This window comes from Falsiroseomonas algicola (assembly GCF_011040385.1).
Lineage (GTDB): Bacteria > Pseudomonadota > Alphaproteobacteria > Acetobacterales > Acetobacteraceae > Falsiroseomonas > Falsiroseomonas algicola.
The window spans coordinates 69554-92906 of sequence record NZ_JAAIKB010000005.1 but is presented as its reverse complement, the minus strand read 5'-3'; the positions used below and the strand labels follow the sequence as shown (position 1 = coordinate 92906).

General features: G+C 73.0%; 13 protein-coding genes. 3 read left to right on the top strand and 10 right to left on the bottom strand.

Features of this window, described 5'->3' with window-relative positions; genetic code table 11:
* Window positions 1–10 precede the first annotated feature (10 nt).
* Genes G3576_RS13980 through G3576_RS13970 form a run of 3 tightly spaced genes read right to left on the bottom strand, consistent with a single transcriptional unit; the run spans window position 11 to window position 4464 of the window.
* On the bottom strand, window positions 11–1426 hold the full coding sequence (locus G3576_RS13980; protein WP_328729103.1) for a DHA2 family efflux MFS transporter permease subunit: 1416 nt from the start codon (window positions 1424–1426) through the stop codon (window positions 11–13).
* Window positions 1423–2919, bottom strand: a complete 1497-nt coding sequence (locus G3576_RS13975; protein ID WP_164695029.1) for an AMP-binding protein — start codon at window positions 2917–2919, stop codon at window positions 1423–1425. Before G3576_RS13975 ends, G3576_RS13980 begins: the two co-directional genes overlap by 4 nt.
* A 21-nt stretch (window positions 2920–2940) precedes the next feature.
* Window positions 2941–4464 (bottom strand): glycosyltransferase family 39 protein, encoded by a 1524-nt coding sequence (locus G3576_RS13970; RefSeq protein WP_164695028.1) that lies wholly within the window; start codon window positions 4462–4464, stop codon window positions 2941–2943.
* 126 nt (window positions 4465–4590) lie between these two features.
* Between G3576_RS13970 and G3576_RS13965 the strand changes: the two genes are divergently transcribed.
* Together G3576_RS13965 and G3576_RS13960 are read left to right on the top strand one after the other, a co-directional pair.
* Window positions 4591–6243: a hydantoinase B/oxoprolinase family protein gene (locus G3576_RS13965; protein WP_164695027.1), complete on the top strand. Its 1653-nt coding sequence runs from the start codon at window positions 4591–4593 to the stop codon at window positions 6241–6243.
* Window positions 6240–8288 (top strand): hydantoinase/oxoprolinase family protein, encoded by a 2049-nt coding sequence (locus tag G3576_RS13960; RefSeq protein WP_164695026.1) that lies wholly within the window; start codon window positions 6240–6242, stop codon window positions 8286–8288. The genes G3576_RS13965 and G3576_RS13960 overlap by 4 nt, the downstream gene beginning before the upstream one ends.
* A gap of 66 nt (window positions 8289–8354) precedes the next feature.
* Here the strand turns inward: G3576_RS13960 and bcsD are convergent, their stop codons facing one another.
* From bcsD to G3576_RS13925, 7 genes are all read right to left on the bottom strand, one after another.
* Window positions 8355–8834 (bottom strand): cellulose biosynthesis protein BcsD, encoded by a 480-nt coding sequence (gene bcsD, locus G3576_RS13955; protein WP_164695025.1) that lies wholly within the window; start codon window positions 8832–8834, stop codon window positions 8355–8357.
* Between the two features lie 13 nt (window positions 8835–8847).
* Entirely contained in the window at window positions 8848–12762 is a 3915-nt protein-coding gene (locus G3576_RS13950; RefSeq protein WP_164695024.1) for a cellulose biosynthesis protein BcsC, read from the bottom strand.
* 11 nt (window positions 12763–12773) lie between these two features.
* Window positions 12774–17630, bottom strand: coding sequence for a UDP-forming cellulose synthase catalytic subunit (bcsA, locus tag G3576_RS13945; RefSeq protein ID WP_268888540.1), 4857 nt, complete (start codon window positions 17628–17630; stop codon window positions 12774–12776).
* Complete coding sequence (locus G3576_RS13940) at window positions 17627–18427, bottom strand: cellulose synthase operon protein YhjQ/BcsQ (RefSeq protein WP_164695022.1); 801 nt, start codon at window positions 18425–18427, stop codon at window positions 17627–17629. The genes bcsA and G3576_RS13940 overlap by 4 nt, the downstream gene beginning before the upstream one ends.
* Before the next feature lie 19 nt (window positions 18428–18446).
* Window positions 18447–19121, bottom strand: coding sequence for a hypothetical protein (locus G3576_RS13935; protein WP_164694958.1), 675 nt, complete (start codon window positions 19119–19121; stop codon window positions 18447–18449).
* Window positions 19122–19695: 574 nt separating this feature from the next.
* Window positions 19696–20781, bottom strand: a complete 1086-nt coding sequence (locus G3576_RS13930) for a glycosyl hydrolase family 8 (protein ID WP_164695021.1) — start codon at window positions 20779–20781, stop codon at window positions 19696–19698.
* A gap of 126 nt (window positions 20782–20907) precedes the next feature.
* Window positions 20908–22701: an aminopeptidase P family protein gene (locus G3576_RS13925; RefSeq protein ID WP_164695020.1), complete on the bottom strand. Its 1794-nt coding sequence runs from the start codon at window positions 22699–22701 to the stop codon at window positions 20908–20910.
* A 178-nt stretch (window positions 22702–22879) separates the two neighbouring features.
* On the opposite strand from G3576_RS13925, the gene G3576_RS13920 reads away from it, so the two are divergent.
* Window positions 22880–23278 (top strand): DUF1127 domain-containing protein, encoded by a 399-nt coding sequence (locus G3576_RS13920; RefSeq protein WP_235951928.1) that lies wholly within the window; start codon window positions 22880–22882, stop codon window positions 23276–23278.
* Window positions 23279–23353: the final 75 nt, after the last annotated feature.

Sequence of the window (23353 nt, the reverse complement as noted above, 5' to 3'; positions counted from 1 at the left end):
GACGAAGAGGTTACGCGCGTTTCGCGTCACCGTGGCCGGAGACGCGCGCCCCGGCATCGGGCGGCAGGCGCGCCACACCGAAGAAGGAGACGAGCATCACCAGCCCGGCGATGACGAAGCCCAGCTGGAATTCCCAGAGCTGCGGCGTCGTCTGGCCGCTGGCCCACATGCCGGCCTCCAGCGACAGCGACCCCAGCACGACACCCAGCGCGACCGAGAATTGCTGGATGGTGCCGGACATGGCGGTGGCGGCGGCCAGCTTCTCCTGCGGCACATCGGCGAAGGAGAGGGTGGCCATGGAGGTGAATTGCAGGGAGCGCGACAGGCCGCCCGCCGCCAGCACGGCGAAGATCGCGATCATGGGCCAGGCGGGGGTGAAGGCGGCGCAGACCGCGACGCCGGCCGAGGCGAGGACGACGTTGACCATCAGGATGCGCCGGAAGCCGAAGCGGCGCAGCAGCGGGCGGATCATCGGCTTCATCAGGATGGCGCCGAGCGCGGTCGCGAAGGTGACCAGCCCGCTGCCGCCGGCCGAGAGCCCGAAGACGAGCTGCAGCGACAGCGGCAGCAGGAAGGGCACGGCGCCCGCTCCCGCGCGGAACAGCGTGCCGCTGACCATCGGCACGCCGAAGCTGCGGACCGCGAGCAGGGAGAGATCGACGGCGGGGCGGACGGAGGCGCGGGAATGCAGCACGGCGGCGATGCTGGCCGCGAGCCCGGCCACGATCATCGCGGCCGTGGCCCAGCCCGGCACGACGCCGCGGCCGATCGTCTCCAGCCCCGAGACCAGCAGCGCCAGCGCCAAGCCCCAGAGCGTCAGGCCCTTGGCATCGAGCGGCCCGGGGTCCTGGCGCTCCACCTCCGGAATGAAGCGCCAGACCAGAGCCAGGCCGAGCAGGCCGACGGGCAGGTTGATCCAGAAGACGGCGCGCCAGGAGACGGCATCGGTGAGGAGGCCACCGAGCGGCGGGCCGCAGACCGGGCCGAGGAGGGCCGGCATGGTCAGCCAGGTCATGGCGGTCAGCAGCTCCTCCTTCCGCACGCGGCGGAGCAGGAGCAGGCGCCCGACCGGCACCATCATCGCACCCCCCACCCCCTGCAGGATGCGCGCCGCGACCAGCGACCCCATGCCCTGGGACAGGCCGACCAGGGCGGAGGCGATGGTGAAGACGATGATCGCCGCCATGAAGACGCGCCGCGGCCCGAAGCGGTCCGCCACCCAGCCGGAGACGGGGATGAAGACGCAGAGCGCGACGAGGTAGGAGGTGATGGCGACGGAGAGATGCACGGCATCCACGCCGAGGTCCCGCGCCATGGCCGGCAGCGCCGTCGCGACGACGGAACTGTCGAGGTTCTGCATGAACAACGCGGAGGCGACGATGGCGGCGACGGTGCGCGGGTCGCGGGTGGTGGCGGCTGGGCTCACCCGGCCGCCATCCGGCGCAGTTCGGCGCGCTGGATCTTGGGGCCGTTCGGGCCGTCCGTGACGGGGAAGGCATCGAGCACCACGATGCGCTCGGGCTGCTTGAAGCGGGCCAGGCTCGCGCGGCAGGCGGTGATCAGCGCGGCCTCGTCATAGCCATCGTCCGGGATGACGAAGGCTACCGGCTTTCCCTCATGCTCCACCACCTGCGCGGCGGCCACGCCGGGCTGGGCCTGGAGGAAGGCCTCGATCTCCTCCGGGGAGACGAGGAAGCCGCCGAGGCGGAGTGCGTCGCCACGGCGCGTGACGAAGGCGAAGCCGCCCCCCTCCTGCGCCGTGGCGAGGTCGCCGGTGCGGAACCAGCCCTCCGCGGTGCGGGCCTTGGCGGTCGCGGCCTCGTCGCCGAGGTAGCGGTCGAAGAGGGAGGGGCCGCGCAGCAGCAATTCGCCATCCTCGGCCAGGCTGTGGGCGGCCTCCGGGCTGGCGGGGATGCCGCCGCCGATCGCGGCCTGCGGGCCGGCGGGGTCCTGCAGGGCGAAGAGGGCCTGCGCCTCCGAACTGCCATAGACGCCGCGCACCGCCAGGTTCAGCGCGGCGGAGGCCTCCATCACGCGGTCCGCCTGGCCGTGGAAATTGGCGAAGCCGGTGAAGGCGAAGGGGGCATAGGGGCGGCCATTCGCGGCCTCGGCCAGCTTCAGCAACAGCTCATCCCCGCCGACCATGTGGGTGATCCACTGCGCGCGGATCAGCGCATCGGCCTCCTGCGCGTCGAAGCGTTCCATGCAGAGGATGGCGGCGCCACCGGCGATGGCCGCCAGGGCCGAGGCGAGGCCGAAGGTGCCGCAGAGCGGCACGGCGGCCAGCAGCGCGGCGCCCGGCGCCCCCGTGCCGATCCGCGCCGCCACATCCGCCGCATGCCCCGCGATGGAGGCCTGGCGGTGCAGCACCAGCTTCGGCCCGGCGGTGGTGCCGGAGGTGGTGAAGGTCAGGCACTCGGCCTCCGGCGTCGCGAGGTCAGGCGCCTCATTGGCCGAGACCAGCGTGGCGCGGCGTTTCACCGGCAGGTCGAGGATGCGGTCCATGCCGCGCCCATCCATGACGATCACCAGGCGGAGCGAGGCGCGCTGGGCGGGCGGCACGGCTTCCAGCACCGCTTCCGCATCCACCGCCGGGAAGTCGCGGGCGATGGCGATGGCACGGGGGGCGGCGCGTTCCAGCAGGTTGCCGATCTCGGCGGCGCGGAAGCGGGTGTTCAGCAGGATGGCGGTGGCACCGCGCCGGGCGAGGGCCAGCAGCAGCAGCAGGAAGTCGGGGCGGTTCGGCAGGAAGAGCGCGACGCGGTCGCCGGGGCCGATCCCCGCTTCCGCCAGCCCGCCCGCCATCCGCCGCACCGTGGCCGCGGCCTCCGCCCAGGTCAGGCCGCCAAAGGCCAGCGCATCCGGGCTGCGGCGGGCGGTGTCTTCGAGAAGCTGGGTCAGGGTGGCGGGGCGCGGCATCGCCCGCATGATGCGGCGGGCTCAGCGGCGCCGCCAGACCTCCACCGGCCCGTCGCCATCCCGGATGGTTGCGATGCGGTCATAGCCGACCAGCGTGGCCTCGATGCGGGCCCGGGCTTCCGGGCGCGTCCGCCACCAATGGGAGGGGGCGATCACGATGATGCGCGGGGCCAGGGCCAGCACCCGCTCCAGCTCCGCATCCTGGTCGAAGCCGGTCAGCCCGGCATGAAGGCCCGCCAGGTGACTCGGGAAGGCGAAACGGGTTGGCGCCTCGATCCCCGCCAGGGCGTAGACCACGGGGTGCCAGTTGGCGATGTAGAGCGCCTCCCCGGGCCCGACCTCCGCCCGCGCGATGGCGGCGACCTGGGTGGCGGCATCGGGCAGGCGCCAGCCGAGGCCGTTCGCCAGCCGCGGCAGCAGCAGGGAGGAGACGGGCAGCACGGCGATGGCGGCCGCAAGGCCGATCACCATGCCACGGCGCACGCCCTGCCGGCCCCAGCGGATCGCCACGGCTTCCAGCCCCAGTGCGGCCAGCACGCAGAGCGGCGGCAGCAGCATCAGGAAGTAGTGGTCGAAATACTTGCCCGGCGCGGCCGCCTGCACGATCGCGGCGGCGAGCCAGGGCAGCAGCAGCGCCGCGCGGCGCCGGGCCGGGGCATGCGCCGCCGCCAGCATCGCTGCCGCAAGCAGCCACAGCAGGCAGCCCAGCGCCACCACCACGCCGCGCCGGAAGCCGGGGGCGCCGTCCTCCACCGCGGAATAGGTGAGGAGCACGGTGACGTTGCTGTTCCACCAGGTCGCGAATTCGCCCTTGGCGGCGTAGATCGCGGCGGTCAGCGCGGTGGGCAGGGCGGCGCCGAGGGCGAAGAGCAGCGCGAGGACCAGCACGGCGCCGATACCCATCCGCCGCCGTGCGAGCGCCACGCCCACCATGGTCAGCCAGAGCGCCGAGGCTTCCAGCCCCACCACCTGCTTCACCCAGAGCGCCACGCCGAAGAACAGCCCGGCGGCGAGCACGGTGGCGGGGCGCGGGGCGCGCTCGGCCAGCGCCTCCTGCAGCAGCAGCGTGGCGCCGGCCACCATGAAGGGGGCGAAGAGGATTTCCGTATTGGTCGCGAGCCCGCCCAGCACCAGCGTGTGGGCGGCATAGAGAAGCCCCGCGGCGAAGCCCGCGGCCCGGCTGGCGCCGAGGCGCATGACGAGGCGCATGAGCAGCAGGGACGTCGCCGCGACCGCCACCATGCCGGCGATGCGCAGCGCCAGCAGCGGGCTCGGCAGCAGCGCGACGAAGGGCGTCAGCAGCGCCGGCGCGCCCACCGGGTGCATGTCCCACACCGCGAGGTAGGGCCAGCCCCCTTTCAGCCAGGCGACGGCCTGGACGAGGTAGAGACCTTCATCGGGGTCCACCACGCTGGCGCGGATGGCGACCGCGCGCAGCAGGAAGGGCAGCAGGAGCAGGACGGCCGGCGCGAGGCCCCATCGCCACCACGCCCGACGGCGTTGCGGGCGCGTGCTGGCGTGGTCCGCCGTCGTCGATACGAACATCGGGTCCCCATCCTTCGGGGGCCGAAGCGCATCACAAGCCCAAGGGTTCGATGCCGAGACAATCACGGAGTCGTGCGCAAAACACCCTCCCTTGACGCCCCGGCGAGGGGGCGGGACCGTCGCCGGATGAACGAAACGCCCGATCCCGTGACCCTCGCGGTGCTGGAAAACCGCTTCCGCGCGGTGGTGGAGGAAATGGGGGAGGCGCTGCTGCGCACCGCCACCTCCCAGATCCTGAACTCCTCCCGCGACTTCTCCATCGCGCTCTGCGACGACCAGGCGCGGTTGGTGGCGCAGGCGGACCACATCCCCGTGCATGTCGGCGCCATGCCGCTGGCGGCGAAGGCGGTGCTGGATGCCTTCGGGGGCGGTATCGCACCGGGCGAGTGCTACCTGCTGAACGATCCCTGGCATGGCGGGTCGCACCTGCCGGACCTCACCATCATCCAGCCGGTGTTCGAGGGCACGATCCTCCGCTTCCTCACGGTCGTGCGCGCGCACCAGTCGGACATCGGCGGCGCGACCCATGGCGGCTACAACCCGGCGGCGTCGGAAATCTGGCAGGAGGGCATCCGCATCCCGCCGATCCGGCTCGGCGAGGGCGACGCGCTGCGGGACGACCTGGTGCGGATGCTGGCGCTGAACACCCGCATCCCGCGCGACTTCACCGGCGACCTCATGGCGATGTGGGGCGCGGCGCGACTCGGCGCGAAGCGGATGGACGCGCTGCTGGCGAGCCATGGCGGGGCGAGGCTCGCGGCCGCCGTGGACGCCATCCTCGACCTGTCGGAGGCGCATGCGCGGCGCATCATCGAAGGCTGGGCGGATGGCGACTATGAGGGCCAGGCCGTGCTGGATGATGACGGGCATGGCGTGGAGGACATCACCATCCGCGCCCGCGTGACCAAGTGCGGCGGGCAGGTCTCCGTGGACCTGTCGGGCTCCGACGACCAGGTGCGGGGCTTCGTCAATTCCTCCTGGCCCAACACGCTCTCCGCCGCGCGGATGGCACTCGCCTATCTGCTGGATCCCGAGGTCGCGAAGAATGACGGCGCCTTCCGCGCGCTGGACCTGGTCGCGCGGGAAGGGTCGGTGGTGAATGCGCGGCCCGGCGCGGCGGTGACGCTCTGCACCAGCCACTGCTCCAACGAGATCGTGGAGGCGATCGTGAAGGCCCTGGCCCCCGCCTGCCCCGACCGCGCCATGGGCGGCTGGGGGCGGCGCTTCCGGGTCGCGATCCAGGGCACCGATCCGCGCCGCGCGGGGCGGCGCTTCGTCTGGCACCTGTTCCATGCGCGCCCTGGCGGCGGCGGGCATGCGAAGGGGGATGGCTGGTCCTCGGTCGGTGAATGGCATTCCGCCGGCGGCCTGAAATTCGGCAGCGTGGAGATGGCGGAGGCGCGCTTCCCGCTGTTCTTCGCGCATCACGAGCTGCGGCCGGGGTCGGGCGGCGAAGGCCAGTTCCGCGGGGGACTCGGCGCGGAGCTCGACCTGCGGATCGAGACGGCGGGCGCGGCGCGGGCCAATACCGCGGGCGATGGGGTCCGCCATGGCGCGGCGGGGATGCTGGGCGGCGAGGATGGCGCGCCCCACCACTACACGCTGCGCCACGCCGATGGCACGGAGCGCGACCTGAAGACCAAGGAGGCCGGCGTGGTGCTGAATCCCGGTGACCGACTGATCGCGCGGTCCGGCGGCGGCGGCGGCTGGGGCGACAAGGCGGCGCGAGATCCCGCGGCGATCGAGGCCGACAAGGCGGAAGGGTATCTCCCCCGATGATGGGTCCCTATCGCATCGGCGTCGATGTCGGCGGCACCTTCACCGACGTGGTCTGCGTGGGCAGCGATGGCGCGACGCTGTTGGCCAAGGCCGCCACGACGCCCGATGACCAGTCCCGCGGCGTGCTGGATGGGTTGGGCGTTCTGGCTTCCATGCTGCACATCACCGTGGCGGAGATGCTGGAAGTGACGGAGCGCCTGGTGCACGGCACCACCGTCGCCACCAACGCCCTGCTGGAACGCCGCACCGCGCGCATCGGCATGATCACGACGGAAGGCCATCGCGACGTGATCGAGATGCGGGAGGGCCTCAAGCCCGAACGCTACGACCTTCGCCTGCCCGTCCCGGCGCCGCTCGTGCCGCGCCGCCTGCGCCTGCCCTTGCGCGAACGCATCCGCCCCGATGGGGCGGTGAAGACGGCGCTGGATGCCGCATCGCTGGACGAGGCCATCGCGACCTTGAAGGCGGAAGGCGTGGCCGGCGTCGCGGTCTGCCTGCTGCATTCCTGGCGCGACCCCGCGCATGAACAGGCGGCGGGCGCGGCCGTGAGCGCGGCCATGCCGGGCGTCTATGTGACGCTCTCCTCCGACGTGCTGCCGCAGATCAAGGAGTTCGAGCGCTTCTCCACCACCGTTGTGAACGCCGCGGTCGGGCCGATCGTCGCGGGGTATCTGGCGCGGCTGGAGACAAGGCTGACCGAGGCCGGCTTCCACGGGCCGCTCTTCGTGATCCTCTCCCATGGCGGGGTGGCGCCCGTGGCGGAAGCGGCGCGGCTCGCGGCGGGCACGGCGCTGTCGGGCCCGGCGGGGGGCGTCGCGGCGGGGCTGGCGCTGGCGCGGGCCGGGCTCGGGGACAACCTCGTCACCTTCGATGTCGGCGGCACCTCCACCGATGTGGCGCTGATCGAGGGGGCGGAAGCCGCGCTTGGCCGGGGCCGCGTGGTCGGCGGCGAGCGCATCGCGCTGGAGAGCCTCGACATCGTCACGCTCGGCGCCGGCGGCGGGTCCATCGCCCATGTCGGCGCGGGGGGCATGATGCGCGTCGGGCCGCGCAGCGCGGGCGCAGTGCCGGGGCCGGCCTGCTATGGCGGCGGGGGCGTGGAGCCCGCCGTGACGGATGCGAACCTCGTGCTGGGCTATCTTGACCCCGACCGGTTCCTCGGCGGGGCGCGGAGCCTGGACCGGGCGGCGGCGGAGGCGGCGGTGGACCGGCTGGCGGCGAGGCTCGGGCTGGACCGCCTGGCCTGCGCGGCGGGCATCCATGCGCTGGCGAATGTGGCGATGGCGGATGGCATCCGGGTGGCGACGGTGCGCCGCGGCGTCGATCCCCGGGGCTTCACGCTGTTGAGCTTCGGGGGTGCCGCGGGGCTGCATGCCAGCGCGGTGGCGCGGGACCTCGGCATGGGGCGGGTCGCGGTGCCGCTGCTGGCGGCGGGGCTCTCTGCCTGGGGGATGCTGCAGACGGACCTCCGCTACGAGGTCTCCCGGAGCCTGGTCGGCGCGGCGGGGCTGCCCGACGAGCCCGCGATCCGCGCGCTGTTCGCCGAGTTGGAGGCGGCCGCGCGGGAGCGGATGGCGCAGTGGATGGCGGGCGACCCGGCCATCCGGCGCAGCGCCGACATGCGCTATGGCGAACAGGTCTTCGAGGTCGGCGTGCCGCTGGATGCGGTGGATTGGGACGCGGAAGGGCTGCCCGCGGCATTGGCGGAGGCCTTCCATGCACGGCACGAGGCGTTGTTCACCTATGCGCTGCGCGGCGAGGAGGTGGTGCTGGTGACGGCGCGCGTGGCCGCGGTGGGCCGCCTGCCCCCCCTGCCCGCGCCCCTGCTGCCGGAGGTGCCGCCGGCCGCGCCTGTCGCGACACGCCGCGCCTATGTGGCCGGTGCGATGGCGGATTTGCCGGTCTTCGCCTTCACGGCACTGGCGCCCGGGCAGCCGGTTGCCGGCCCTGCGATCGTCGAGAGCGACACGACGACCGTGCTGCTGCTGCCCGGCGACGTGGCGCGGCTTGATGCGCGGGGTTGGCTGGAGGTGGTGGTCGGCTGACGACGGTCCAGGGGCGTCACGCCCCTGGCGGTAGGGGTCCGGGGAAGGCGGCGCCTTCCCCGGGAATCACCCCTTTGCGTAGTGCAGCACCGTCTCCCCCGGCGTGGCGGCCGCGACCGTGACGGTCATGGCCGGGTCCGCGCCGGGCTGTTCGGCCATCCAGCCGCCCCACAGCCCTTCCAGCACGGAGCCGATCCAGCTGCCTTCCGCATCCGCGCCCGTGCCGATGGAGGGCGCGGCGGCATGGGTGATGACGAGGCGCCGCGCCTCCGTATCCACCGCCAGGCGGCAGAAGCCCCATTCGGCGCCGGCCAGCACCTCGTTCACCTGGGCTTCCAGGCCCGACAGCGTGTCGCAGTGGCGCAGCGGCATGGCTTCCGCCATGCGGCGGCCGATGATGTGCATCAGGGAGGCGCGGCCGGCCTCGTCCAGATGCGCGTCCAGCGTCTCCACCAGCGCACGCAGGAAGGCGCGCCACTGGGCGGAGACGCCGCGCCTGGCCAGGTAGGCGGCGGTCATGGCGTCCGCCGGGGTGTTCTCACTCATGGGCCCGTCCCGGTCAGCGGTCGAAGCGGTAGCGGGCATAGACGAGGCCGCGGGTCTCGCTCCAATCCGCGGCCTGGTCGAAGCGCAGCGCGCCGCCGATGCGGAGCTGCGGCGTCAGCATGTATTCGATGTCGCCGCGCAGCCCGCCCGTCAGGCCGGTCTTGGTCTGGCCGGCATAGAAGGCGTTGATCGAGCTGTCGGCGGCGGAGGCCGCTTCCAGCGCGCCCTGGCGGGCGGCGTCGTTCGGGAAGACCGCGGTCCGGTCCTCCGTGAAGGTGGTCAGCCCCACCGTCGCGCCGATGCGGTAGGAGAGGTCGCCCGACCGGCCGCGATAGTCGATGGGGACGTTGGCGGAGATGAAGCTCTGCGGGCTGAAATAGCCGCCATGGCCCAGCGTGAAGAAGCGCAGGTTCTTGTCATAGGCGAAGTAGACGAGGTCGAGGCCGGTGACGAGTTCCTCATTCGCCGTGCGCCAGAGCGGCGTCTGGAAGCCGGCGCCGGCCTCCATGCGGCTGTTCTCGGCGACGCCGTCGCCGGCGAAGGTGAAGTAGCCGCCGGCGATGTAGAAGTTCGTCTCGCCGCTGCTGAACTCGATCTGCGCGCGGCCGCCGGTGCGGACCACGCCGCCCCAGATGGTGCTGGTGACGGGGTCGCGCCGCCCGCCCCAGGAGAGCAGCGTGTCGGTCATGGCGCGGCGCTCGGCGGTCAGGCGCAGGCGGACGCCGTCCCCGATCTCGGGCGCGATCTCGATGCCGCCGACATAGTTCTCCTGCAGGAAGCCGAGCGGGGTGGTGCCGATATCCACCGTGAAGCCCGGACGCGAATAGGCGGCGCCGAGTGCCACGCCGGACTGGCTCGACCCCGTATTGCCGGCCTGCGCAGCCTGCTGGGAGGACAGCGTGCCGCTGGGGCCTGGCAGGGTCGAGGCGAAGCCGCCATAGCGACGCATGGAGCCGAGCTGGGGCGAAAGGTCCCCGGCATCGAGGCTGACGGCGCTGACGCGGGCCGTGAGCCGCCCGCCGACACCCGGCATGGCGATGCTGCCCTCGGCGCCCGCATGGCTTTCCGTCAGCTTGTCGATGCCCGAATCGCCGGAGCGGACGCGCATGCCGAGCGCCGGGTTGATGCGGGGTGCCGCTTCCTCCCGCACCTCGCCGAGCTGGCGGTTGATCTCGCTGAGCAGCGGGTCGGCGGGCTGGGCGGACTGGTTCGGCAGCTGGAGCTGCGCGAACTGCATGCCCTGCATGCCCGGCGCCGCCGGTGCCAGGCCCTGGCTCGCCTGCATCATCTGCAGCTGGGCGGGGGAGAGGTCCTGCCCGGCCAGCGGGGTGCGGCGGAAGGGGTTCTCGTAGCCCGGGGTCACGCGCTGCTGCGGCAGCGTCGCCTGCGGCAGCACGCCGCCGGTGATGACGCTGGGCGGCTGGGTATCGAGGCCGATCTGCTGCCGGCGCAGCTGCGCCGCCTGCTGCAGCGCGGTCTGGGCGCGGCGCTGGTCGCCCCAGGCGCGGGCCAGGCGCGCTTCCAGCAGCGGGATGCGCGCATCATTCGGCATCAGCGCGCGACCCTCGCTGATCAGGGCCTCCGCCTTCGCCCAGTCCCGCGCCGCGACGGCGGCGTCGAGCGCCGCGGTGCGGGCATCCGTGTCGCGCGGGTTGCGGGACAGCACGGCATCGGCGATGCGCCCGGCCTGCTCATGGTCCCGCGCCCCCTGGTAGAGCCGGGCCAGCGCCAAATTGGCGGCGGGGTTGGCGGGGTCGTTCTGCAGGGTCGGCACCAGCACGTCGAAGGCCGTGGCGCGGTCGCCGCGGGCATTCAGCTGGTCCGCCGCGCGGATCGACAGGCCGGAGGCCAGGCCATTCGCCACGCGGCGCTGCTCCGCCGTCAGGCGGTTCGGGTCGATCTGCGTGGCGCGCTGCGCCGCTTCCTGGTCGAGCCCCGCCTCCATCAGCGCGCCGGCGGCGGCGAGCTGGGTGGAAGGCTGCTGCGCGCGCGCATTGATGGCGTAGAGCCGCGCCGCTTCCTGCGCGCCGCGCGGGTCGTTCATGGCGTTCAGCGCGCGCACCACGGCGGGCCCGACCTCGCCCGAGGGATCGGGGCGGGACGCCATGGCGAGGAGCTGCTGCCGCGCTTCCTGGCGGCGGCCCTGGGTCGCCAGCGCCGCGGCGGCGTTCACCTGCGCCTGGATGCGGGTGGAGTTCAGCATCCGCGTCTGGTCGGCGGTACGCACCCCGGCGGGGATGCGTTCCAGCAGGCGCATGGCGTCGCCCGGGCGGGATTGTTCGGTGGCGAAGATGGCGGCGGCGTGGATCGCGTCCGGCGTCGCGCGGCTGGCGACGCTGGCATCGATCAGCGCACGGGCATCGGCGCCCTGCCCGCTGCGGGCCATGAGGCGCGCGAGGTCGAGGCGCGGCCAGGGGTTGGAGGGGTCGTTCTGCACGGCCGCGCGCAGCAGCGCGGCGGCGGCGGCGGGGTCATCCGTGCGCTGCGCCTCGGCCCGCAGCGCATCGGCGCGGACCTGCGGCGCGTTGGTGCCGCCGATGCGGCGGAACACCTCCTCGGCTTCGGCGAACTTGCCCTGGGCCTGGAGGGAATTGGCCAGGCCCGACATGGCGGCGCCGAAATTGCCGCGGCGGGCCAGGGCCGCGCGGTAGCGCTGCTCCGCCAGGCCCGCATTGCCCTGGCGCAGCGCGATGTCGCCGAGCAGCGCCTCCGCATCCGGGCGGTCGCCGCCATTGCGCGCGGTGATGCGCGCCAGCATGGCCTCGGCCTGGGAGTAGTTGCCGGCATCGACGAGGTTGCGCGCGGCCTGGATGTCCGGCCCCGGCGCGCCACCGCCACCACCACCCGGCCCGCCAGGGCCGCCGCGCTGGGAGGCACCCTGGAGCGCGCGCTCCCAGGAGGAACGGCGGGAGGGATCGGCCTCGATCGCCGCCGTCAGCAGCCGGCGCGCATCCGCCTGGCGGCCCTGGCGCAGCCGGATCAGGCCGAGCCCGCCGAGCCCGTCGGCATCATTGGGGTCGAGCGCCAGGACGGCGTTGAAGTTCTCCTCCGCCTCCCGCAGCCGGTTGCCGTTGAAGTTGCGCCAGCCGGCCACGCGGTTCAGGCCGATGTCGTCGGCCGGCGTGGCGGGCGGGTTGCGGGCGAGTTCCAGGCGGCGCTGGATCTCCGCGTCATCCGGGAATTGCTGGAGGTAGCCTTCCAGCGGCCGCACGGCCTCCGGCCCCTCGCCCAGCCAGGTCAGCGCCTGGCGCCAGGCGGCCGTGGCACTCTGCTGGCTGTCGCCCTGGCCGGAGAGGCGGCGGAGCTGCTCGATCCCCTGGGCGCGCGTCTCCTCCCGGTAGGTGAGGATCTGCGCATTGGCGAGCTGGATGGCGGTGTTGTTGGGGGCGCGGCGGGCCAGCGCGCCGATGCCGTCCCGCGCCTCCCGCCAGCCGGCCTCGGTCCCCGCCAGGGTCTGGTAGTATTCGAGGGCGAAGGTGTCCGGGATGGGGGCGCCGGCGAAGATCTGGCGGTAGCGCTCCACCGCTTCCGCATTGCGGCCGGCCTGGGCCAGCTGCCGCGCCTGGGCGAGCGCCGTGGCATCGACCGTGGAGGTGCGGACGGCGGTATCGGCCTGCAGGGTCCGCGGGTCGGCCGGCGCCAGGGCGCGCAGCCGGGCCAGCGCATCCTGCGCCTGCGCGGTATTGCCGAGCTGGGCCTGGGCCTCCGCGATGCCGGAGAGCGCATCGGCGTTGCGGGCATCCACCTGCAGCACGCGTTCCAGGGTGCGGATCACCTGGTCCGGGCGGTTCTGCAGCTTCCAGTAGTTCGCCTGGTCCAGCAGCGCGGCCACGCCCCGTTCCTGGGCAAGCGCGGGATGCATGACGAGCGAGGCCGCGACCAGCGCCGTGCCAAGCAGGCCGGTGCGCAGGCTGGGACGGTGTGGCATGCGGAGCGACATCATGTCGTGCGGGTCCGGAGGCGGATGGCGGCGCGGCGACGCAGCGCCCAGTAGGCGGGGATGGCCACGATGGCGCAGGAGGCGACCAGCAGCAGCAGCAGCAGGTCCGGCCGCGTGGACATGAAGTATTGCGGCCAGACATGCGGCGGCAGGCTGCCCACGGTGTAGTGGCCGCCGAGCGAGAAGCTGCTGATCCGCCCGCCGCTGAGGATGGCGAGGTCGCCCTGGATGCGGGGCGACTGCTCGGGATCCCGCAGCGCGGCCAGCATCATCTCCAGCCCCTGGGACGTGGTGCCGGTCAGCGCCACGACGGAACGGCCGCTCCGCAGCGGGCTTTCGAAGCCCATCAGGATGCCGAGGCCGTCGCCGGTCGAGGTCAGCAGCGCGGAGGCCTGTTCGCGCGCGATCCGCGGCTCATCGCCGAGGAACAGGTTGCGGAAGCTCTCCATCGTGTCGGGCAGGGCCACGGACAGGCGGTTGCCGTCCAGCTTCACCGGCCCATCCTCCCGCAGCAGCGTGTTCAGCGCGGGCTGGCGGCCGAGCGTGCCGATCACCAGCAGGTCCCGCGCCGCCACGGCTTCCATGCCGCCGGGGCGCACCACCTCGATCCCCGTGGCGGGATGGCCGACATGGGAGGCGAGGCGCCCGATCAGCGTCAGGAAGGAGGAGAGTTCCACCGGGTTCGGCCGTTCCGGCAGCACCGCGGCGGTGTCGCTGAAATTCGCCATCCGCGTGTAGGGGAAGCCCGACCCCGCGAAGAAGGCGAGGTTCGGCAGGGTGGTGAAGCGGTAGGCGTCGGTCAGGTCGATCGTGCTGTCGGGGTCGATGGAGGCCCGCACATCCGCCGGCACCGCGACGCAGTCGCCGCGATGCATCGGCCGCATGTCGAAGCGCAGCTGCAGCTCGTTCATGCCGAAGATGAGGTAGGCCGGCAGGCCGAAGCGGGAGCTCTGGCGATCCGCCTGGCCGACCTGGCGGCTGAGCAGGTTGATAGGCCAGGGCGCCTCGGGCGGGCTGAGCGGCAGGCTGCGCAGGTAGATGTCGTTCAGCGCGACATCGAGGCGCGAGACCGCCACATCCATGATCGGCCCGGGCGGGCTGCGATAGTGCAGGTCCACCGGCAGCGGACGGCCGCGCCAGGTGTAGAGGTCCGGCGCCGTGCGGAAGGGCAGCGCGATCGGGCCCGGCGCATAGCCATAGGCCTGCAATTCGCTGGGATCGACCAGTTCGCCGAAGCGCACGGGGCGGTCGCTGCGGATCCAGCGCGGCGCGTCATAGGGCTGGCGCGCGGGCAGCGTGATGGGCTGCACCACCGCGATCTCGCCCGCCAGCGCTTCCTTGCTGCCGGCCAGCACGGTCGCGGCCTGCGCCGCTTCCGCGCCCGTCCGGCCGCCGACGATCAGCAGCAGGCTGTAGGGATCGGCGGGATGCGGCACCAGCGCCAGCGTCGGGCCATCGAAGCGCGGCAGCGCCACGCCCGCGATCTGTTCGTTCCCCGCGGCGATCACCACCGTATTGCCGCGCGCCGGCAGCTGGAAGGAGACGGGGAAGCTGGCACCGCGGTAATCCGCCTGCACGGCGAACCAGGAGGCGACGGCGGCCGCGGCCTTCAGCGAGTCATTGCCCGCCGCTTCCGCCACCACGACCGGCAGGATCAGCGGTTCGCGCAGCAGGCGCGGGTCGAAGAAGGGCTCCGGCAGGCGGGCCAGGTCGCGCTGCAGCGGCAGGCGCTCCAGTGTCACCTGCAGGGTGGAGAGGTCGGAGATATTGGCCCAGAGCAGGCCGGAGAGCGGGTCGTTGCACTCCACCGTGTAGCGGCCGGTGAAGCGGAAGTTCAGCCGGTTGAGGTCGGCGAAGAAGACCGGATTGATCGGGAATTCGAGCGGGCCGAAGGCGGGCCGGTTGCGGTCGGGGTTCACGACGCCGACGAACTGTTCGTTCAGCGACATCGCGATCTGGCTGTATTCCGGGATCAGCGCCGGGCTGGTCGCGCCCTGGAGCACGAGGCGCGCGGCCGTCACCACCTCATCGCCCCGGACGCCGAAGAGCACGCCCTGGAGGTCGGAGGTCCCGCGCATCTGCATCGGCGCGCGCAGGCCGAGCTGGCGGAGGGTCCGCGTCTCGGTGCGGGAGGATCCGTCGCCGGTGGGGGAGCCGAAGCTGCCCACCATCGGCACGCCGGTGAAGGCGGGCTGCGCCGCCGGCAGCGGGCCGCCGGGCAGCGGGGCCTGCGCCTGCCCAGCGCCCTGGGGCGTGGAGAGGAGCCCGCCACCGAGGGCCGGCGGCGGCGGCGCGAAGCCGCCGGAGGTCGGTGCCTGGCCCGGCGCCGCGAAGGGTGAGCCCGCACCGGGCGTCAGCGGCTGACCCGCCCCGGGCGCGCCGAAAGCGCCGGCGCCCGCCGGAGCGCCGAAGGTGCCGGCGCCCGCCGGAGCGCCGAAAGTACCGGCGCCCGGGGATTGCGGCGGCAGGTTCAGCGGCAGCCCCTGGGGGCCGGGCTGCAGCGGGGTTGGCGGGGGCGGCGCGCCGCGCAGGTTCACCTGGGCGAGCGCGATGCCGGGCGCGCCGAGTGCCAGCATCAGCGCGATGGCGGCGGCGCGGCGGATGCTGCTTTCCCCGCGCGGGCGGCGCGTGGAGGCGGGCGGCGGCGCGGCTTCCCCGGCGACGACGCTGTCGGCACCTTCCGTCCCCGGCGGCGGCACGATGCGGACCGTAGGCTTCTTGGGCTGCCGGCCGCGGCGGACGAAGAAGGAGAACTGGCTGTCGCCACGGAACAGGCCGCCGATCGAGCGGGCAACCTCCACCAGGCTGCGGAGAGGCTTGTCTTCTCGCACGTCGTCCCAATCCACCCAGGCATCCGCGCGGCCGAGCACGGCGCGGACGATATTGCCTTCGTCATGCAGCGTCTGCGCGGCGAACCGCACCTGCAGGCGAGCCTCGTTCCAGCGGAGGATCTCCGCGGGGATGGCGACCCATTCGGATCCGACATCCAGTTCCAGCGTCACCGCCGCGTCATCCGCGACGTCCTCCGGCCGATCGACCGTCACCGCGGCACCGCCGAGCGAGAGGTCCATCGTCTCGCCTTCCAGCACCCGTCCATCGGCGAGCACGACATTCGCCGCGACCACGGCGCCGACGCGGGCGCGTTCGCGCACCTGCCGGCGTTCACGGCCGACGGCGAGGCCGGCGAGCACCACGACGAAGGACAGCAGCGCCCAGACGAAGTTCAGCGCGAAGGCCTGGAAGTCCAGGCTCTCCACCGGGTTCGTCGTCAGCCCGTAGATGCCGGACAGCAGGCCCGCGATCAGCGCCAGCGTCAGCACCATGTTGGGGCCGACCGCGCGCAGGTCGAAGAAGCCTTCCTGCAACGTGCCGCCCTTGTCGGTGACGTTGAACTTGCCCTTCTTCGGGTCGAGCAGCGTCGCGAGCATGACGGGGATGAGATACAGCGCCAGCACCGTCTCGTAGATCTCGGACCAGAAGCTGTGGCGGACATGGCCGGACAGGCGGCTGGTCGCGCCCACGGAATGCAGGATGTGCGGCCCGGCATAGGCCAGGATGGCCAGCGGGCTGGCGGCGATGATGCTCTCCCCGAACAGCAGGAAGGCCAGCGGCGCCGTCAGGAAGACGAAACGCGGCAGCGGGAAGAGGAAGTGGAACTGCGACATGAAGTAGCAGCAGCGCTGCGCGAAGCGGAGACCCTCCGACGTCATCGGGTTCTCGATGCGCAGGATCTGGATCATGCCGCGGCCCCAGCGCATGCGCTGGCCGATATGCAGCATCAGCCGTTCGGTCGCGAGGCCGGCGGCCAGCGGGATGCGGATATAGGCCGTGCGCCAGCCGCGCCGCTGCATCTTCAGCGAGCAGTGGCAATCCTCCGTCACCGTCACGGTGGGCACGCCACCCACTTCCTCCAGCGCCTCCCGCCGGATGACGGCGCAGGAGCCGCAGAAGAAGGCGGCGTTCCAGAGATCGTTGCCCTGCTGGACCAGGCCGTAGAAGAGCAGGCCTTCGTTCGGCACGCGCTGGCCGGAGGCCAGGTTCCGCTCGAAGGGGTCGGGCGAATAGAAATGGTGCGGGGTCTGCACCATGGCGAGGTCGCGGTCGCGCAGCAGCCAGCCGACGGTCAGCTGGAGGAAGGCGCGCGTGGCCACGTGGTCGCAATCGAAGATCGCGATGTATTCGCCGGTGGTGTTCTTCAGCGCGGCGTTGATGTTGCCGGCCTTGGCGCCCTTGTTGTCGGCGCGGATGACGTAGTTGCAGCCCACCTGTTCGCAGAAGCGGCGGAATTCGTCGCGCCGCCCGTCATCCAGCAGGTAGACGTTCATCTTGTGGCGCGGCCAGTCCATGGCCAGCGCGCCGTAGATGGCGGGCTTCACCACCTCCAGCGGCTCGTTGTAGCTCGGGATGAAGACGTCGATGGTCGGCCACTCCTCGGGGTCCTCGGGCAGCGGCACCGGCTTGCGGTCCAGCGGCCAGATGACCTGGAGATAGGCGAGCAGCATGGTGGAGATCGCATAGACCTCCGCCAGCAGCAGGCCGGTGCCGAGGAAGGTCTGGGAGAAGCTGGTGAATTCCAGCGTGTCCACCAGCCGCCAGTGGATGTAGCGGAGCGAGACGAGGACGGAGACGAGGACGATGAAGATCGTCATCCCCCGGCCCGGGATGCGGTCCGCGACGAGGTACAGGAGGAAGCCCGCGACGGCGAGCCAGGCCTGCTGCTCGGCGTCCAGCGGCGCCACGATGAAGGTGGTCCCGATCAGGGCGGCGAGCACCATGATCGGCAACGAGATCCAGGGGCGAGCCCAGATCCCGCCGCGGAAGGCACGGCCGTGGCGTAGCGCCTGGCCAAAGCTCATCGGGCGCCCCAGCCGAGGCCGAAGCTCTCCGGCGCGTTGGGCAGCGCGGCCTCGATCGCGCGGGCGATGCCGCGGATGTCCTCGGCGGCGCGGCTGTCCGGGGCGATCTCCTGCACCAGTTTCTGCATGGCCAGCGCCTCCGCCAGCGTCTCGTCACGGCTGACGGCGCCGAGCAGGCGCGGGCCGAGATGGCGCGCCACGGCATCGGCCGCGGCGCGGGACAGGCGGGAGTTGAGGTCCACCTCGTTCAGCACGACGCGCAGCCGCCCGGCGAAGAGCGCCGCCATGGTGCCCGAGCCGAGGAAGCGGCCGCTGTCGATATCCGGGATCAGCGCGGCGCTGATCGCTTCCGCCTGCAGCACGGCCACCACCATGGAAGCCATGGGCACCAGCACCGCCAGCGCATGGGACGGGCCGGGCGAGGTATCGGCGATGACGGTCAGGCCGGGGTCGGACAGGATGGCGCGCATCGGCGCGGCCAGCAGGTCCGGATCCCGCTCCAGCGCCGCGGCCAGGCCGAGGGCGCCGCGCAGTTCCATCGCGCCATGCGGCAGGACCATGACGCCGGACGGCGTCTCCCGCACGCAGGAACGCCAGTCCGGCCGGCGTGGCAGGTCCGCGGTGAAGCCGCCCATGTCGGTCAGCGGCACGCCGAAATGCAGGCGCAGCGTGTTCTGCGGGTCGAAATCCATCACCAGCACGCGGCGGCCGTCGCGCTGAAGCGCATCGGCCAGGTTAGCCGCCAGGGTGGTCTTGCCGACGCCGCCCTTGGGCGAGGCGAAGCAGATCAGGGGCATGGAAGGGGATAGCCTCCGGTCAAGTCGTTGGCCGGTCTGCGCGCGGCGGGCGGCGCATAGCGGTGTAGGCATCGGCCGCGCCATCGGGCCCGGCCGCCAGCAGGCGGAGCAGATCGGGCAGCGGCATCTCGACATCCGCCGCCGGGACCAGCACCGGCCGCGCGCGCAAGGCAGGCATGGCGGCGGGCGGCGGCGGGGCGGCGCTGGTGTCACGGCGCGGTTGCAGGCCGCCGGGCAGGTCCAGCGCCTCGATCAGCGGGAAAAGGTTGCGCGGCTGCGCGCCAGGCGCCGCGGCGCCCGGGGCGGTGGACAGGGCGGCCAGGGTGGTCAGGCCGGTGGGCGGCGGCGGGGGCAGCGGCGCCACCATGTCCGCGGCGCGCAGCAGGGTCATGGCCTCCACGCCGGGGCGCGGCGCGGCCGCGACCGGCGGCGCCGGCGTGGCGGGCCTGGCAACGGGGGCAGGCTGGATGGGCGCCGGATCGGCCGGCGGCGTCGAGACTGGCTCTGGCGGCGGCGCGGGCGTCCAGCCGGGGGACGAGGCCGGCGGTGGCGCGACCAGGGCTGGCGCGGGGTCCCGCGCCGGAAAGGGCTCGGGCAAGGGCGGCAGCGAGCGCAGCGGGGGCAGGGGCGGCAGCGCCGGGCGCGGCGTCTCGGGCGCGGCAAGGGGAGCCGCGGCGGCGGGGTGCGCGACCACGGCTGCCGGGGCAGGCGGCGGCGTCCAGGCGTGCTCCGCAGGCAGGGGCGGCAGCGGAGGCAGGTCGGGATTGGCCCAGGAGGGAGGCTCCGGTTCGGCGCGCTGCGCCGGCGCAGGCCATGGATCGGCCGCCGGCGGTTGCCACGCAGGCTGGGCTGGCTCGGGCCACGCCTGCGGCGCAGGCGGATCAGGCCACGCCTGCGGCGCGGGCGGCGCCGACCACGCCTGCGGCGCGGGCGGATCGGGCCAGGCTGGCGGCGGGGCGGCGTTCGGCGGGGCCTGCCAAGCTTCGGCGGGGGGAAGCGCCTGTTCCGGCGGGGTTTCCGCCGCCTGGGTCATGGCGCCGAGCAGGGCGTAGGTATCGGGCTCCGGCGCCGGGGGCGGCGTCCTGACCGGTTCGTTACCGAAACTACGATAGCGGATGGCCGGGGCGCGCAAGGCTGCGGCGACCCGTGCGACATCCGTATCCTGCGCCATATGCTGGAAACCCCCGATTGCAATGCAACATGCCGTGCCCTGGCCGTTAAGGGAATACCTAATCCCTTTCCTGAAAGCATCGCCAACTTTTACTCGTTCACGAATCTCTCCACGCGAGACGCGCGAGGAGGGTCAGGACGGCTGAATAATAGTCCCGCGCCTCATCAACGGTGGGTAGTATCGGAAAAGGCGTGGCAAGCCCGCCCTGGCGCGCCGTCGCAACCATCACGATCGCCCGGATACCTGGGGACGCGGCGTAGGGCGAGACACTGTCAGACGTCAGGTCGGCCCAGGCCGGAAGCCTGGTGTGCTGCGGGTCCAGCCAGAACCGCACCGCACTGGCCACGGCGGGTTCGCGGCCCAGCCCTGCCCAGGCGAGATAGAGCGGCACCCGCACCGCATCATAGGAAAAGCGCGCCGGCCAGCCGGGCGCCGGCGCCGGCCTTCCCCCGCTGCGCGGCAGCGCCACCCAGTCGGCCGGCAGGCTCCAGCGGCCGAAGCGCGCCCGGCGCAGCAGCCCCAGGCCATCGGCTGCGAGTCGCAACCAAAGTGGATCGGGCACGGCCTGCGCCAGCGCCCTCATGGCGGGGAAGGCATAGTAGGAGGGATTGAGGATCACATGCTCCCGCTGCTCGAACCCCGCGACGCCGGGCAGCAGCACCGTCTCCTCCCCCACCTGCCGGACAAGCAGGCGGAGCACGTCGCGGGCGATGGCGACGCCCTGTGCCGTGTAGTCCCCGTCGGGCCAGCGCTGCCCGGCCCGCAGCAGCGCCCAGGCGATCATCAGGTCGCCATCGGTGGCGTTGTTCGGGTCATCGACCATGCCGCCCGACCCTTCCGGCCGCCAGCGCCAGGAGAAGAGGGCATCGTGGCGGCGCGCCAGGGTGCGGCGCGTCCAGCCGACGATGCGGTCGAAGGTATCGCGGTCATGCGCCCGCTCGGCGCAGAGCAGGCCCCAGCCCTGCCCCTCGCTATGGGAGACGCCGCCATTGCCGCCATCGACGATGCGGCCATCGGGTTCCAGGAAGCGGGCGCAGAAGGCCTGCCACTCGCCCAGTTCCAGGGAGCGCAGGGAGGCGGTGGCGCCGCCGGTGAAGGCGGTGGCGGGGCCACATAGCGGGGCACTGCCCAGCGCGGGCAGCGCGGCCAGAAGGGAGCGACGATGGAGGCGGGGGCTCGGCATGGGCTCCAGGGTCGCAGCGGCGGGTGAAGCGGAGGTTGACCCTGACAATCAACAACTTTTTCCGTCCCAGCGCCACAAGAATACCCGCATAGGTTGCAATTCAAACGATGCCGGGTCGTTCCGGTCTCATCCCGTCAGCGCCAGGCAGGCTTGCTGCAGCCAGGCGCGGTCGCTCGCGGTCAGCAGCGGGCCGATCTCCGCCAGGACGCGTGCATGGTAGGCGTCGATCTGCCGGCGCTCGGCCGGCGCCAGCAGGGAAAGGTCGATCAGACGCCGGTCGTAGGGCGCCAGGGTCAGCGTCTCGAACGCCAGGAACGGCTTGGCCTGGCCGGGCAGGCCGGGGGCCGGCTGAACCATCAGCAGGTTCTCGATCCGGATGCCGTAATGCCCCGGCAGGTAGAAGCCGGGCTCGTTGGACAGCACCATGCCCGGCGCGAGCGGCACCGGCTTCGCTGCCCGGCTGATGCCGGCCGGCCCCTCATGCACCGACAGGAAGCTGCCGACGCCATGGCCGGTGCCATGGTCGTAGTCGAGCCCGGCCAGCCAGAGCGGCCGCCGCGCCAGCGCGTCCAGATGCGGCCCGGCGATGCCATCGGGGAAGCGCAGCGCGGAGAGGGCCAGGTGGCCCTGCAGCACGCGGGTGTAGCGTTCGCGAAGCTCCGCCGGCGCCTCGCCCGGGCCGGTCCAGAGGGTGCGGGTGATGTCGGTGGTGCCGTCGCGGTACTGCGCGCCGCTGTCGATCAGATAGGCCTCCTCCGCGCGGATCGGGCGGTCCGTCGCCGGCGTGGCGCGGTAGTGGATGATGGCGCCGTGCTCGCCGGCGCCGGAGATGGCGGGGAAGCTCTCCGCCACGAAATGCTCGCCCTCCGCCCGGAAGGCCAGCAGGCGGGCGGCGGCGGACATCTCCGTGAGACCGCCCGCCGGCGCGGCCTGCGCGAACCAGGCGAGGAAGCGCGCCATCGCGACGGCGTCGCGCCGATGGGCGTTGCGGGCGCCCTGCTGCTCCACCGCGTTCTTGCGGGCGCGGGGCAGGCGGCAGGGATCCTCCCCGGCCTCCGGCGTGGCGCCGGCGGCGCGGAGCGCGCGGCCGAACCAGGCCGGGGTGACGTCCGGGTCCAGGCGCACCGTGCGGCCGGCGAACGCAGCGAGGCGATCCGGCAGGGTGGCGGGCGGATGCAGGGCCACGCCATTGCCGAGATGGGCGCGCAGCCCGGCATCGGCGCGGCCGGGATCGAGGAAGAGGTCCACCGCCCCCTCCGCATCCAGGATGGCGACGGCGAGCGCCAGCGGCGTGTGGGAGAGGTCGCTGCCCCGGATGTTCAGCAGCCAGGCGACGGAATGGGCATCGGCCAGCACCGCGGCCCCCTGCCCCGCCGCGCGCAACGTCGCCGCGGCCTCCGCCCGCTTGGCCGCGGAATCCTGGCCGGCGAAGGCCAGGGGGTGCGGCACCGCCGCGGCGGCGGGGGGTGCGGGGCGGTCGGCCCAGATCGCGTCGATCGGGTTGCCGTCCAGCGCCACCAGCGTGACGCCGGCCTGGCTCAGGCGCTCCAGCGCCGCTTCCGGGTGCAGCCAGGGGTCGTAGCCGATGCGGCGACCCGGCGCCTCCGCCTTCAGGACACTGGCCGGGGGCTGGTCGATGAGGTGGCGGAACTCCCAGAGGCTGCCATCCACCTCCTGCCGCGCCTGGGTGGTGTAGCGGCCGTCGATGAACAGGAAGGCGCGGTCCCGCAGCACCAAAGCGAGGCCGGCCGAGCCGGTGAAGCCGGTGAGCCAGGCCAGGCGCTCCGCCGAGGGCGGCACGTATTCGCCGAGGAAGGCGTCGGCGCGGGGCACCAGGACCCCATCGATGCCGAGGGTATCGAAGCGGGCGCGGAGCGCGGCGAGGCGGTCGGCCAGGGGGGTCTTGGGCGGATGCGTCACGGGATGTGTTACCGAAGCTCTAACGTTGAAACATATGTCCACAGTGTTTCATGCGTTACATGCATGGCTATGCTGTTGCCTCACCGCATCACCTGTGGCGCGCAAACACCTATGTTGCACCTGCGAAGCGCGGCCGAGGACAGAACATTCCCCGACGCGCACCACAACAGAGGTCATCATGAACGCCCGCATCCCCGAGGAACAGGTTGGCCTGTTCCCCCACGCCGCCACCACCCGCCTGACGCGCGAGACCGAGCTGGAAGCGATCCGCTTCGCCGCGATGCGCGCGCGGGACGAGGCCCTTGCCGCCGGCGTGCGGAAGTTCTTCTCCGCCATCGGCCACGGCATCGCCTACGCCGCCGAGGCGGTCCGCGCTTGGCCGGAGCGCCGCCGGACCTACGAGAACCTGCGGTCCCTGTCCGATCGCGAGCTGGCCGATATCGGCCTGACCCGCGGCGACATCGCCCGCGTCTTCGAGCCCGGCTTCAGCGCCAACCAGCCCCGCCCGGCGAACGGCCTGGCGCTGAAGCCCGCCAACGCGAATGTCGCGGTGGCCAGCAAGGCGCTCGCCGCCTGAGTTACCCACCGGGGGCCCCGGCGGGCCCCCGGGCGGAAGCACGGGGCCGGCTTCCGCAAGGAAGCCGGCCCCGTC

What these genes read in the sequence shown, in the direction of transcription:
- bcsD (WP_164695025.1), bottom strand. Translation starts at nt 8,834, where the DNA reads ATGAGTGAGAACACCCCGGCGGACGCCATGACCGCCGCCTACCTGGCC.
- G3576_RS13970 (WP_164695028.1), bottom strand. Translation starts at nt 4,464, where the DNA reads ATGTTCGTATCGACGACGGCGGACCACGCCAGCACGCGCCCGCAACGC.
- bcsA (WP_268888540.1), bottom strand. Translation starts at nt 17,630, where the DNA reads ATGAGCTTTGGCCAGGCGCTACGCCACGGCCGTGCCTTCCGCGGCGGG.
- G3576_RS13920 (WP_235951928.1), top strand. Translation starts at nt 22,880, where the DNA reads ATGAACGCCCGCATCCCCGAGGAACAGGTTGGCCTGTTCCCCCACGCC.
- G3576_RS13965 (WP_164695027.1), top strand. Translation starts at nt 4,591, where the DNA reads ATGAACGAAACGCCCGATCCCGTGACCCTCGCGGTGCTGGAAAACCGC.
- G3576_RS13940 (WP_164695022.1), bottom strand. Translation starts at nt 18,427, where the DNA reads ATGCCCCTGATCTGCTTCGCCTCGCCCAAGGGCGGCGTCGGCAAGACC.
- G3576_RS13930 (WP_164695021.1), bottom strand. Translation starts at nt 20,781, where the DNA reads ATGCCGAGCCCCCGCCTCCATCGTCGCTCCCTTCTGGCCGCGCTGCCC.
- G3576_RS13975 (WP_164695029.1), bottom strand. Translation starts at nt 2,919, where the DNA reads ATGCCGCGCCCCGCCACCCTGACCCAGCTTCTCGAAGACACCGCCCGC.
- G3576_RS13950 (WP_164695024.1), bottom strand. Translation starts at nt 12,762, where the DNA reads ATGCCACACCGTCCCAGCCTGCGCACCGGCCTGCTTGGCACGGCGCTG.
- G3576_RS13960 (WP_164695026.1), top strand. Translation starts at nt 6,240, where the DNA reads ATGATGGGTCCCTATCGCATCGGCGTCGATGTCGGCGGCACCTTCACC.